The following is a 12,929-nucleotide window of genomic DNA, read 5'->3' as shown; positions in this document are numbered from 1 at the left end:
TACCTATTATTACAATAATGAATACACGTGTAAACCTTAGTAGCTTTTTATGTAAAACATAATTCTCAAAAATCAATTTCTAAAGAATAATCTAAAATCTGTTTGACTTGAAGAAAATCGTCTTCTCTTATATGAATTTGTGTTGAGTTCACTCTTCCACGTATCTTGTAATCATTCAAAGAAACATACCCAGAAAAGTTGTTTCCCCCAGTCGTTACCGGACAGACAATAATATAGTTCGTTTTTTTATTGTAAGCATTTGAGGAAACAACTAAAGCTGGGTGCTTCCCTCTTATTTCCCTGCCAAAAGAAGGCGTAGAATTAAGTCAGATCAAATCACCTTGTTGAGGTTCATACATTTTTCCCAATCTCCTCTTTTGCTATTGTTTGCCATACCTCATCTTCATCCTTTTGAAATGGTTCATCCAATAAAAATGGATTTTCTATTTTTGGTGTGAATATTAATCCTCCATTCTTAGATTTATATACGACATATTCTGATCCAGCTTCAACCTGATACTGTCTAGGAATTGAAATATAGATAGAATTCCCTACTTTACGAGCTTTTACATTAAACATCATTTATCACTCCTCACAAAATAAATTTTACAACGTAAAAGATACTAATACAAAAATAAATCAATAGAGTGTCTCAGACCTTCTTAATCTTTTATTTAATGCCACATTCTCATTAAACACTTATTGAATATTGACTTAAAAAAGGCATATAATCAACTTAAATCACAATAATAATTTTAAGGAGAATGAACATCTATGTCGAATAAAACCCAAGCTGGGAGTAAACTTATTCAAGTTATTTGGTTGTTACAACTTTTAACTTTGTATACTTTTTTCCTAACAACTAACGATCAATCATATCAGCTATCGAATCTGATCATGAAGTTACTTATCATGCTCACGCTAGGTTTACAGAGTTTTTTTATACGTAGTAACAGAAACTATAAATTTGGTATTATCTTTACATACAATCAATCAACAATAGCTCAAATAGTTGAAAGACTTATTTGGTTCATACTTATTGTAAGTTATTTTTTTGTGTTTTATATTTTCTATTATAAATAATAGATATAACTTACTTCACTTATCAAGCATTTGTAAGAAAGCACTGATGATTTCGTTTTACGTTTCATCAGTGCTTTCTTCACAATTACTATCAACTAATTCGTTTTAATGTTTTCTCCCTTACCTTTCAAAAAAGCTATATTTTTACAGAAGTTTTTTCATTAAACTATTTTGATCCTACTCAACCCCTCAATCAATCCTCGACCGATGGATCTCACGGTCAAAGGGGCGGATGTAAGTCACTGAGTAGTCGATGGCAATGATACTGCTGTATTCATAGACTTGTCCATCTTCTAATATAGCTCGGTTCGTGATTTGCATGGCTGGTGTACCGCGTTTACATAGCAATATTTTTGATTGTTCTTTGGAAGTCGTGATTGGGTCATAACTCGTGATATAGTGAGAAATCCGATAGCCTTTTTGTTCCACATATTTTTGGATGGAATGCTCGATGATTTCTTGGGACAGGTCGGGAAACATTGCTACCGGCATTTTTGACATTTCTAACTGCTCGATTTTATAATCAACGATTCGAATACGTTCAAATGTCCAAACTTCGGCGCCTTCATCAAGTTGAAAGATTTTTTGCTCATCAGCTGTTGCTGGTGCTTTGTTTAAACTGATCATTTTTGAATGGATTCGATCATAAGGGGTACGTGTCAAAGAATTGAAGATCAAGGGATTTTTGACCCATTTCTCATGGATAAAGATGCCTGATCCTTGAACGACACGGACAATACCGATTTCTTCTAGGTTTTTGATCGCTTGTTGGATCGTAAAGCGAGAAACATGATAGATTTCCGCTAGTTTTCGTTGATTCGGTAATTTTCCATCTTTGAATTCTTCCTGATAGATTTTACTCAATAAATCTTGGACAATGAATTCTCGTTTTTTCATGATATTCTCCTTTACGGTTACATTCACTTCTTTATCTTAACAAAAAAACAACCAATCACAACCCACTCATGACGAGCCAGTGGAGAACGAAACGTATTTAGAACAAAAAAGCCACAAAAATTGGCAAAAAGAACCATTTTTGTGACTTCATCTAATCAATTGAAGTTGAATCTTTCTTCTTGATTATCCTAATTCAAACGTAATTCTTGACCAGGGTTAAAGAAGAAATCATCCATCGTCATGCCATTCAAGGACAAAATCGTCTCAACTGGTACACCCGTCCGTTGCGCAATTTGATTTGGACCTTCGCCTTCACGTACAACGGTTGTAGCTGCTTGATTGGCTTGATTGCTCGTATCTTCTGTGGACTGTGCCGTGTACTGATTGGCTTGTGACTCCGACGTTTCTGTTGTTTCTGGTGTCGCTTCTGTCGAAGGTGTCGTCTCTTCCGAAGAAGATTCGCTACTAGGTGTCGCTGCTTGAAGTTCCGCACTTGTTCGCAGATAAATATCGGAGATCCGAGCGACCTGTGCCGTGTAACTTGCAGATAGCTGATTGATCATGGTATCTAGGTCGATATCCTCTTTGTTGGAAGCATCTTGGTACATCCCTCTTAATTTACTGATTCCTTCATCCGATAAGGCTTGAAGTTCTCTAGCTTTTCGATTGGCAATGACCGAAAGACCATTGACACCGTCTTGATTGTTTTGGATCTCTGCCTGGTATTCTTCGATCAACACTGGGGTTTTATCTTCGATTTTTTTCGAATAATCTGCAACGACTGCTTGTAGTTGTTCAGAAATAGCTCCTGAAGGTTCTGTTGCTTCGCTACTTTCTTGTGTTGCTTCAGTTTCCGATGAAGCAGTAGTTGAAGCTGTGGACGATTGCGTCGTTTCACTCGTCTTTGCTACCGAGTTTTCACTGGCATTGTTTCTACTATGGAGATATAATCCAGTACCTGCACCAACCAGTAGTAAGACTACTGCAACAGCGGCACCGATTTTCATCATACGCATGCGTGATGCTTGTTTCTGTTGTTGTCTTCGAGCTGATCGAACATTGCCACGCTGTTCATTTTCTTCATTCATTTTATTCACCACCTGTTATTTCTGTAAAAAAAATAGCGTTACCAACTTTCTTGTAGTTCCATTGTAGCAAATAATAAGCGTTATGAACATTTTTTATTCTGTTATTACTGAAGAAAAATCACCATTTTTGATGATTCCAAGATTCTCCATCGATTTCTCCTTGCAACTGCTCGATCCGTTCATTGATTTCGACAAATAAGCGTGACATTTCATAAAGTAAGGCTTTGCCCTCATAATCCGCTTGCGTACTCAATTCGGCTAATTGTTCTGTCAACCATTGATCCATTATAAGGTCCTTCCTTTCATCTCTTGTAGTATAAATGTCAGATCTTCAATGTTTTCTTTGGCTTCTTCTAACATCGTTTCGATCATCTGCTGCTTCATCGGTGCTTTTTCCTTGATGCGTTCATTTTGCGCAAATCGTTCGATAAACCAATCGATCCGATTGATCAGTGAAGGTTTTTCGACTAATGTGAGATATTGCTGATAACTGATCAGGCGTTCAAACCGTTGTTCTTGAGTTAAGTACATGAACTGTGCTAAAACAAACGGAGGCAAAAAGGTCATCTGGAATTTATGGGCAATTCGTTGATACGGACGCAAATACTCCGAGATCGTATACTCTTCTTTCCCACCTGCTTGGTATTCTTTTTCACTCACGCCGGTTGTTAAGACGATCCCTAATTCTTTACCTGATAAGACTGCTGTTGCCGCTTCTAACACTTGGTCTTGCCACATTTTCAAATGGGCTGGCGCGCTATACCAATAGAAAGGAAATTGGAAGATGATCCGGTCATGCTCTTTCAATAAAGCAAGTTCTGCTTGAAGATCAATTTTCCCATCTGGATAACAAGCTTCTAGATGATGCCAAGTAGTCGATAGCTGGCTGGATGCTTCTTTAAAAAACTGTTGGTTCAACGATGTATCAATTGTCGGATGGCTGACAATAATCAATGTTTTCATAGCTTTTTCCTCCCGTTTTCTAGTCTAGCATATCCCAAGAAAAACCCAGTCAACAATGCCTTTATGTCTTAGGTTGCCCAAGAAATGATGGCTTGTTCTTCTAATTGCTTTTTTAATTGTTCTGCGGAAACTCCTTTGATCTTTTCGTTATTCATTCGTCTACGATAGTTTGTCGCCGTCTCACCAGTGAATTTCTTGAACATGCGGCTAAATACGACCAAACTATTGAAGCCGACTTGATAAGCGATTGCTTCAACGGATTCTTCCGTCAGAGATAAGAGAAACGCTGCCCGATTGATGCGAACACCGATCATATATTCTTTGATACTGATCCCCATGTGATTTTTGAACACACGAGAGAGATGACTTCGGTTAACGGATAATTTTTTTGCGATCTCCTCAACAGTCAAACGCTCGCTGTAATGTTCTTCGATATACTGTACCGCATCAACAGCGAGGGCTGAATAACTTTTTTGTTCTCCTAAATGAACATAGCCACCATCTTCTAATAAGAGCGCGAGCAATTGATACGTCAACGCATTTAATTGCAGCTCATCGACTAGATTTTTTGTCGAGTAATTCATACATGCCAAGATAATCTCCACATATCTAGCAATTTCTGAAGAAACCATCGTGTATTGATCATCTTTGAATAAAGAATGTTGAATGATTTTATCGGCTACTGCCCCACCGAAGGAAATCCAACAGTAGACCCAAGGATCTTCACCATCCGCCAAATAAAAAGTAGAATCACCCGGTCTAATCAAAAAAAGATCCCCTTTTTTTAATTGATATTGCTGATCTTTTACGCGATAGACTCCTTTTCCTTCCATCACGATATGCAAAATGTAATCTTGACGAATAGCTGGTCCAAATGAATGAAAGGGCAATGTTTTAGAAAAACCGCAAAAGTCAAAGTATAGTTCTTGTGAGATGGATTGATGTTCTTTTTTCAAAAAAATCGCTTTTTCCATTGACGTACCCTCTTTCGTATTTTCTTTATTCTACTATAGATGCAACAAAAAGTTAAATACTGCTCACAGAAATACATTCAAGCAAGTGCTCTTCTTTGATATGATTGAATGGTAAAAATAGTAACTACCTGATTGTAAACGCTTCATTTAATGGTATAGTTAATTTGACTAGGTATAAATTACGCCTACACCAACTACTAATCCAGCACCAAGAAAGGACTACTTAAATGGACATTACTAAAAAAACATTTGGACAATCTGCACATTTGATTACTTTAACCAATCAACAGGGTACGACCCTCGCTGTTACTGATTTAGGCGCACGGATCGTCAGTTTGACATTCATGGATAGAGAGTTGATTCTAGGTTTTGATTCAGCAGAAGAGTATCTCGAAAAAGATGCCTTTATCGGAGCAACGATCGGACGAACTGCTGGGCGGATCGATGCAGGCAAATTCACCCTCGACGGCCAGACGTATCAACTACCTGTCGATCCCGCAACTGGTCACTCCTTACATGGCAGTGCGCCAAGTTTTGAAGAAAAAATCTGGCAATACGAAATCATTGAGGGCGAACAAGAAGCCACTGTGATCTTTACCACGACTAGTCCCGACAAAGAGCGTGGTTTTCCTGGGAATTTATCCGTAGAAGTTCGCTATACCCTTACAGAAGATAATATTTGGCGTGTCACAACGAAAGCAGTCAGTGATCAATTGACACTATTCAACCCAACCAATCATGTTTATTTCAACTTGAGTGGTGATGTGACGCAACCAATCGATGACCATACTTTGTGGGTCAACAGTCAAGCCTTTGCTGCTTTACGACCAGATAGCATTCCGACAGGTGAACAAATAGAAGTGACTGGAACACCGTTTGATTTTCAAACACCAACAAAACTAACGACCGTTTTCACCAGTGACTTTCCACAAAAAGAATTATTTGATGGAATCGATCATCCGTTCTTCTTAAAGGAAACAGGCTTAGATAAAACAGCCGCTTCTCTTTTAAGTCCAGATGAAACAATCAAAGTCAGCGTCAGGACGGATGCATCGAGTATCGTCATTTTCACTGCCAACTTTGGGGAAGATACACCTGAAATGCGCGGGCAACGTTTAGCGAACCATGGCGGCATCACTTTTGAAACACAAATCGCTCCAGGAGCAGAACGTTACCCTTCTTTCGGCGACATATCTTTGGTACCGGAAACACCATTTGAGACGATTACAGAATTCAAACTTGAAGCAAGAGAGGAACAAGACAGATGAATAAAACAGCACATTTAACAACGAAATTCAATGAATTATTTGGTGAAAAACCAACAACAAACTATTTTTCACCTGGGCGAATCAACTTGATCGGTGAACACACGGACTACAACGGTGGACACGTTTTTCCTGCATCGATCACTTATGGCACTTACGGCGTTGCTGCACGTCGAGAAGACAACAAAGTATTAGTTTACTCAACAAACTTTGAGGAAATCGGCGTGATCGAATTCACGCTTGATGACCTGACATTTGATAAAAAAGACAACTGGGCAAATTATGTCAAAGGAATGATCTTGAAACTAAAAGAAGCTGGCTATACCATCGAGAGCGGTTTTGAATTGGTGATTGAAGGAACGATCCCTAATGGTGCCGGACTTTCTAGCAGTGCTTCGTTAGAATTATTAGTGGGGGTTGTTCTGGAAGATTTGTTTGATTTAGCGATCGATCGTTTGACACTCGTTCAAACTGGAAAAAAAGTAGAAAATGAATTCATTGGTGTCAATTCAGGGATCATGGATCAATTTGCGATCGGCTTTGGAGAAATCGACCATGCCATCTTGCTAGATACGAATACATTACACTATGAAATGGTCCCAGTTAAATTAGATGGCTACGCTGTGGTTATCATGAACACGAATAAGCGACGTGAATTAGCAGAATCGAAGTATAATGAACGCCGCAGTGAATGTGAAGAAGCCTTGAAACGTCTACAAACGAAGCTGGACATCAAAGCTTTAGGCGAATTAGATGAAGCGACTTTCGAAGCGCATACGGACTTGATCGGTGATGATACCTTGATCCGTCGTGCACGTCACGCAGTCACTGAAAATCAACGAACATTAAAAGCAAAAGCTGAATTAGAGCAAGGAAACTTAGAAGCATTTGGTCAATTATTGAATGACTCTCATTACTCACTCCGTCATGATTACGAAGTCACAGGCATCGAATTAGATACACTTGTAGATGCTGCACAAGCACAACCTGGTGTTTTAGGCGCACGTATGACAGGAGCAGGATTTGGCGGCTGTGCCATCGCTCTAGTCAAAGAAGAGGAAATCCCCGCCTTTAAAGAAAATGTCCATGCACGTTATTTAGAGGTTGTAGGATATGAACCAGAGTTTTATGTAGCACATATCGGAAGCGGTACGACGAAAATTTAGTTAAAAACAGAAACATGCGTCTGGGCTTGGCAAACAACCAAACTCAGGCGCATATTTTATTGAATCATGATTTTGAATCTAGTTTAAATAATTTTGAAAAAATGTAAAAATCAGCTGTTGATTAGTTGAATCTTATTTTAATTATAAATTTCTTTTTCAGTTAAAAAGACAGAAAGAATGTATTTGCATTCTTTCTGTCCCAATCATTCTAAAATTCTTTATTCCTCATATCACTATTCTGACTTGCGACTCTACAAAGTGTTCAATCGTTTAACCTAAGATCTCAACAATCGCTTTGTTGAACTCAGGCAAATCATCTGGTGTACGGCTAGTAATTAATTGATTATCGATCACCACTGCTTCATCTTTGACATTCGCGCCAGCGTAAGCCACATCTGGACGAACAGTGTCATAGGCAGTCATTGTTCTACCTTCTGTTAGACCGGTTTGGATAAACAATTGTGGGCCATGACAGATAGCAAATAACGGTTGGTCATTTTTCAAGAAGTAAGTAACGAAATCAACAAAACGTTGGTCCTTACGTAATTGATCCGGTGAGAATCCTCCAGGGATCAAGAGCGCATCGAAATCTTCAGGAGAAACTTCATCAATGCTGCGATCGATCGTGAACTCGCCACCTTTTTTGCCTTTGATCGTTTGGTTTGCTTCAAAACCAATCGTTGTCACTTCATTCCCCGCATTTTCCAATGCTTCTTTTGGTGAAGTCAACTCAATATCTTCGACTAAATCAGTTACGATTGCTGCAATTTTTTTTGCCATTTTTCCTCTTCCTTTCTTATCGCTTGATTCTAGCCTAAAGGATTTCAGAAAAGTGTGCAAATCATCTGTTTATGATTTATAACTTATTTTATTTAAAAGAAAAATGATAGTTTCTCTTTTAAAGTTAAGCACCTAGTTTTTCACGAACTATGGCTTCGGTCAATGTCTTTGAAAAATTTAGATGCATTTCTTTACCTAACTTATCTGCCCATTTTGGAATCGTTAACGTCTTTTTTATAGGTTCCTCTGAGCCTAAATATTCTGTTAGATCTACAGAGACCATTGAAATAAATGATTTTTCAGCATCATATTCTAATATGAACTCGGAGTCACTTTTAAAAGGGTTATTTTCTATAAGTGACAATGAACTGATAAGAGATGGTTCAGGTAATGTTCGGTCTTCTTCTATCTCAGCCGCCAAAAGAATACCTAAGTAATCAGAGGCATTTTCGAGCGCTTCAGGAATGCCAGATCCGCTTGTACCAGCCATCTCCGGAAAATCTGGAAAGAAAACAGAAAATCCCGAGTCATAGCCTTCACTTGTTTCTAAATAGAATAATGCCGGATATGAAACAAGCATGATTCTCCTCCTCTCTCAAGAAGCAGGAACAGAGCGATTTTAACCCTGCCTGCCTCAGTATCGCATGTTCTGTCCCTCTAGGTAGCTTGGAAGGAACAATGATTGGTCGATTTACTCCTGGTAGTTTCACTTTTATATGAGAACCTTTTCCACCTTTAACTTTTAACCCACTTATGGAAATCAAGAGTTTGACCATTTCCTGTTATGTCATTGGCATTGTTACAATACCTCCTGACATATCTATACTAACACGTGTGACACGTGAAGAAAAGAAAAAACACGTGCTATACGTGTTAACTTAATATATATCTATTTACCATCATAAAATAAACAAAGAAAAATTATCCAACAAAAAATAAACCAAAGCAGCTATCGAAGTTTGGCTGCTTTGGTTTATTTTCTTTGGAGCGACTGACTATTCTCACGGCTACGGTACACTGGATATTCTCCAATCAATTGGACTGGAAATGCTCGCTGTTCCAGTAGTTTGATTGCTTCGTTCAATTTTGTATCTGCTTGTTCAATCTCTACTTCGATCACGAAAAAGTATTCACCTAACGAGGTTTTTTGCGGTCTAGACTCGATTTTGGTCAAATTAAGTTTTTGTTCTGCAAATACCGCAAGTACTTGATATAACGCACCTGGGCGATTTTCTGGCAAGTCTACAAATAGTGTTGCTTTGTAAGTACTGACTGGTAACTTAGATGACATCGGTGAGGAACCTAGTAGCCAAAAACGGGTTTCATTGTTGCGAATCGATTGAATATCTTGCTGAACGATGGTCAAACCAAACTGTTCCGCAGCTTCTTTAGGTCCGATTGCCGCGATTTTTTGTTCAGGATGCTCGGCAACTTGTTGGGCACCTTGGGCAGTCGAACCCATTTGCTCGATTTCCACGTCAGGGAACTGTTGCTTCAAAAATACTTGCGATTGTGCCAACGCTTGCGGATGACTACAGATTTTTGTTACCTCTTGCCACGTCTGTTGATGCTCAGGATGCACCATCAATTGTTGCTTGATGGGCAAAACGATTTCTCCTTGGATCGTTGGTAAGGTTTCATAGACATGGTCTAATGTGGGCAATACGGAACCTTCGATGGAATTTTCAATCGGTACCATCGCATAATCGATCGCATCGTTGATCTGGGCATCAATCAAATTTGTTAAAGCTTGATACGGAGACCAATCGCCTTCGTTGAAATAATTCTTTACTGCACTATATGTGAAGGAACCTTTTGGGCCTAGATAACCAATTTTCATCGATTCATCACCTGCTTTATGATTTTTGAGACAACTTCTGCTGGTGATTTACCAGTTGTTTCTATCGTAAGATCTGCTAATGTTTCATAGTGTTTTTTTCGCGAAAAAAATAATTCTTTTAACTCTGTATCATCTTTATCGAGTGCCAACGGACGGGCTTGTTTGTGATCTTGGCGGATACGTTTGATTAAAAGATCGGGATCAGCTTTTAAGTAAACCACCAGATGATCTGTCAGCAGTCGTTGATTTTCTTCTTGTAGGATAACCCCACCACCTGTCGCAATGATCGCTTCTTCTTGCAACGAGTTTTTCAATAGCTTCGTTTCTTCCTGTCGAAAGGCAGCTTCGCCATGTAATTCAAAATACTGACTGATCGAACAGCCAAACTCCTCGACTAGTTTTGTATCCATATCGATCAATGGTTTCTTTAACTGCATAGAAAGCTTGCGACTGATCGTTGTTTTACCGGCGCCCATAAAACCAATCAGCACAATCGCAGCCATTAGTTTTTCTCCTTGATCAGACCAGCTAGATCAGTGAAGAAACCAGGATAAGAAATATTTACCGCTTCTGGATGGTTCAATTCAACTGGCTCATCGGTCAATAATGCGGCAATCTGTAACATCATCCCAATGCGATGATCCCCATGACTGTCAACAATTGCCCCATGTAAAGGTGTTGGACCATGAATGATCAGCCCATCATCTGTTGTTTCGATGTTTGCGCCCATTTTTATCAATTCTTCCGCTGTCGCATCGATTCGGTTAGTTTCTTTCACTTTCAATTCTTGCGCGTCCCGAATGATCGTCGTGCCTTGTGCTTGTGTCGCAGCTAATGCCAAAATTGGTAATTCATCGATCAAGCGAGGAATGATTTCTCCTTCGATCGTACACGCCTGCAAGTTGGCAGAACGTACCATTAAGTCAGCCGCTTGATTTTGTTGATCGATCTGCATTTCTTGGATCGAAGCACCCATTTCGATCAATACATCTAAAATCCCTGTTCGTGTTGGATTGATTCCTACTTGTTTCAATAAGACTTCACTATCTGGCAAAATACTTGCTGCGACTAGATAAAAAGCTGCTGACGAAATATCCCCAGGTACCGCCACGTTTTGTCCAACTAACCGTTGTCCGCCAGTAAGTGTGATCACTTTATCTTCTACTCTTATCTCTCCACCAAATTGTTTGATCATTTCTTCTGTATGATTCCGTGAGCGTTCTTTTTCGATGATCGTTGTCTCACCATCTGCTTGAAGTGCCGCGAATAAAATCGCTGATTTGACTTGCGCACTGGCAATCGGCATCTCATATTCGATTGGTTTCAAAGGCCCACCAGTCACTCGTAAAGGTGGTAGATCTGGATGTTCGATCCCTTTAAGATCCGCACCCATTTCACGTAAAGGATTCATCACTCTCCCCATCGGGCGACGATTCAACGAGTCATCTCCAGACACTTCTGCCGAAATCTTACTTCCAGCTAAAATCCCTAAAAGTAAACGGATCGTTGTACCAGAATTACCTGCATCTAAACGTTCTGTGGGTGTTTGTAATCCCTCTACGCCATGACCATAAACATGGATTTTCTCTTCTTCCTCTTCTATTCTCACACCTAATTGTTTAAATATGGACATCGTACTCAAGCAATCTTCTGCTTTTAAAAAGTTCGTTATCGTCGTTTTTCCATGACTGATTGCACCAAACATGATGCTGCGATGAGAAATCGACTTATCTGCTGGAACCGTTAGCTCACCTTTGATTCCATGTGTCGCGTTAAGTAATTTCATTGTCTCAACTCCTGATCCAACAGTGAAAATTTTCCGCTTGAATCAATGCTTGTCCTTTTTCTAAATCGGTTTGATTTTTGAAGGACAGTTCAAGGACTCCGAAAATATCTTCTCTAGTTTCTTGTATTTTTAGATTGATGATTGAAATATCGGCTTGGCTCAAAGCCGTTGTTACCTTAGCAACTGCACCGGAAATATCCGGAATATCAACGTATAGATCATAGAATGCTGGAATCGTTCCTTGTCGTTTCTTCGGCAACTGATCTCTTGTCTGCTTCGCTTGTGCAAAAAATCGATAAATGGCATCTTCATCATTTTTCGCAAGTTGTGTTTTCAATGTTTCCATGGAGGATTGCCATTCTGCTAGTAAGGAGAGCATGATTTCTTGATTTGTCAATAAAATATCTGTCCACATTTTGGGGTCGGAGGAAGCAATTCGGGTAATATCCCGAAATCCTCCGGCGGCAAGTTGGGATGCTCTTGGATGTTTCTGATTGAGTTCCTCACTGGTTTGCACTAAACCAGCAGCCACGATATGAGGCAAATGGCTTAAAACACCCACAATCTCGTCATGATTTTTGGCTTCCATCAACACAAATTTTGCTCGAGTCGGTTCTAATAGTTCCATCAGTTCAGCTACACGATCACTCTCATGATCATTGGTCAATATATAATAAGCTTCCTCGAACAAATTGGGATTGCCGGCTTTGACTCCAGATTTATGCGAGCCTGCCATTGGGTGTCCACCAATAAAAGTAAAAGGTAATTCCTTAGCCGCTGTCATGATTGCTGCTTTCGTACTGCCAGTATCACTGACCAATACAGTTTCCTTTAGCGGAAGTGTCGCTAATTGTTGCAAATAGTCCAAACTAACTTGTACAGGAACCGCTAATAAAATGACATCCATTTGACTTGCTTCTTCGATCCCAGACACCAGATGATCCACTAATTGGACTTCTTCTGCAATTTTTCTTGTTTCTGCTGAATGATCCCATCCATAAAGAGTCACATTCGATCCTTTGATGGCTCGGCAAAGCGAAGCACCAATCAGACCTAAACCTAAGACAAATACCTTTTTCTTCATATC

Annotated in this window: 14 protein-coding genes and 2 pseudogenes; 2 read left to right on the top strand and 14 right to left on the bottom strand. The window is 39.4% G+C overall.

Annotation, left to right across the window (positions count from 1 at the left end; translation table 11 throughout):
* Nucleotides 1–65: 65 nt before the first annotated feature.
* From I2F89_RS15490 to I2F89_RS07440, 7 genes and pseudogenes are all read right to left on the bottom strand, one after another.
* Nucleotides 66–305: pseudogene (locus tag I2F89_RS15490) on the bottom strand (type II toxin-antitoxin system PemK/MazF family toxin); the annotation flags it as partial.
* A 46-nt stretch (nt 306–351) separates the two neighbouring features.
* Nucleotides 352–579, bottom strand: a complete 228-nt coding sequence (mazE, locus tag I2F89_RS07465) for a type II toxin-antitoxin system PemI/MazE family antitoxin (RefSeq protein WP_229078064.1) — start codon at nt 577–579, stop codon at nt 352–354.
* A gap of 693 nt (nt 580–1,272) precedes the next feature.
* Nucleotides 1,273–1,980, bottom strand: coding sequence for a GntR family transcriptional regulator (locus tag I2F89_RS07460; protein WP_115357299.1), 708 nt, complete (start codon nt 1,978–1,980; stop codon nt 1,273–1,275).
* A 188-nt stretch (nt 1,981–2,168) separates the two neighbouring features.
* Entirely contained in the window at nt 2,169–3,068 is a 900-nt protein-coding gene (locus I2F89_RS07455; protein WP_062805658.1) for a LysM peptidoglycan-binding domain-containing protein, read from the bottom strand.
* A 118-nt stretch (nt 3,069–3,186) separates the two neighbouring features.
* Nucleotides 3,187–3,354: a hypothetical protein gene (locus I2F89_RS07450; RefSeq protein ID WP_176285257.1), complete on the bottom strand. Its 168-nt coding sequence runs from the start codon at nt 3,352–3,354 to the stop codon at nt 3,187–3,189.
* Nucleotides 3,354–4,031, bottom strand: coding sequence for an NAD(P)H-dependent oxidoreductase (locus I2F89_RS07445; protein ID WP_195514025.1), 678 nt, complete (start codon nt 4,029–4,031; stop codon nt 3,354–3,356). The genes I2F89_RS07450 and I2F89_RS07445 overlap by 1 nt, the downstream gene beginning before the upstream one ends.
* A gap of 68 nt (nt 4,032–4,099) precedes the next feature.
* A complete protein-coding gene (locus I2F89_RS07440; protein ID WP_010736261.1) occupies nt 4,100–5,005 on the bottom strand; it encodes an AraC family transcriptional regulator in 906 nt (301 codons plus the stop codon).
* A 227-nt stretch (nt 5,006–5,232) separates the two neighbouring features.
* On the opposite strand from I2F89_RS07440, the gene I2F89_RS07435 reads away from it, so the two are divergent.
* Together I2F89_RS07435 and I2F89_RS07430 are read left to right on the top strand one after the other, a co-directional pair.
* The gene (locus tag I2F89_RS07435) at nt 5,233–6,273 is read left to right on the top strand and encodes an aldose epimerase family protein (RefSeq protein WP_195514023.1); all 1,041 of its coding nucleotides are present in this window, start codon (nt 5,233–5,235) and stop codon (nt 6,271–6,273) included.
* Complete coding sequence (locus I2F89_RS07430; RefSeq protein WP_086334325.1) at nt 6,270–7,436, top strand: galactokinase; 1,167 nt, start codon at nt 6,270–6,272, stop codon at nt 7,434–7,436. The genes I2F89_RS07435 and I2F89_RS07430 overlap by 4 nt, the downstream gene beginning before the upstream one ends.
* A 270-nt stretch (nt 7,437–7,706) precedes the next feature.
* Here the strand turns inward: I2F89_RS07430 and I2F89_RS07425 are convergent, their stop codons facing one another.
* The 7 genes and pseudogenes from I2F89_RS07425 to I2F89_RS07395 all read right to left on the bottom strand — a co-directional run bounded on the left by I2F89_RS07425 (nt 7,707) and on the right by I2F89_RS07395 (nt 12,926).
* Nucleotides 7,707–8,216, bottom strand: coding sequence for a type 1 glutamine amidotransferase domain-containing protein (locus tag I2F89_RS07425; protein ID WP_086334324.1), 510 nt, complete (start codon nt 8,214–8,216; stop codon nt 7,707–7,709).
* A 124-nt stretch (nt 8,217–8,340) separates the two neighbouring features.
* Nucleotides 8,341–8,796, bottom strand: a complete 456-nt coding sequence (locus I2F89_RS07420) for a type II toxin-antitoxin system HicB family antitoxin (RefSeq protein ID WP_195514021.1) — start codon at nt 8,794–8,796, stop codon at nt 8,341–8,343.
* Between the two features lie 40 nt (nt 8,797–8,836).
* Nucleotides 8,837–8,992: pseudogene (locus I2F89_RS15485) on the bottom strand (type II toxin-antitoxin system HicA family toxin); the annotation flags it as partial.
* Between the two features lie 197 nt (nt 8,993–9,189).
* Nucleotides 9,190–10,056 carry a prephenate dehydratase gene (gene pheA / locus I2F89_RS07410; protein WP_074801588.1) on the bottom strand — a complete coding sequence of 289 codons (867 nt, stop codon included), beginning with the start codon at nt 10,054–10,056 and terminating at the stop codon, nt 9,190–9,192.
* Nucleotides 10,053–10,559, bottom strand: a complete 507-nt coding sequence (locus I2F89_RS07405) for a shikimate kinase (protein ID WP_195514019.1) — start codon at nt 10,557–10,559, stop codon at nt 10,053–10,055. Before I2F89_RS07405 ends, pheA begins: the two co-directional genes overlap by 4 nt.
* Entirely contained in the window at nt 10,559–11,842 is a 1,284-nt protein-coding gene (gene aroA, locus I2F89_RS07400; protein WP_195514017.1) for a 3-phosphoshikimate 1-carboxyvinyltransferase, read from the bottom strand. Before aroA ends, I2F89_RS07405 begins: the two co-directional genes overlap by 1 nt.
* 4 nt (nt 11,843–11,846) lie before the next feature.
* On the bottom strand, nt 11,847–12,926 hold the full coding sequence (locus tag I2F89_RS07395; RefSeq protein ID WP_074801597.1) for a prephenate dehydrogenase: 1,080 nt from the start codon (nt 12,924–12,926) through the stop codon (nt 11,847–11,849).
* Between the last annotated feature and the right edge of the window lie 3 nt (nt 12,927–12,929).

This window comes from Enterococcus sp. 1001283B150225_161107_E12 (assembly GCF_015556925.1).
Lineage (GTDB): Bacteria > Bacillota > Bacilli > Lactobacillales > Enterococcaceae > Enterococcus_B > Enterococcus_B mundtii.
The sequence above is the reverse complement of the archived record's forward strand: the minus strand, read 5'-3'. Positions and strand labels throughout refer to the sequence as shown.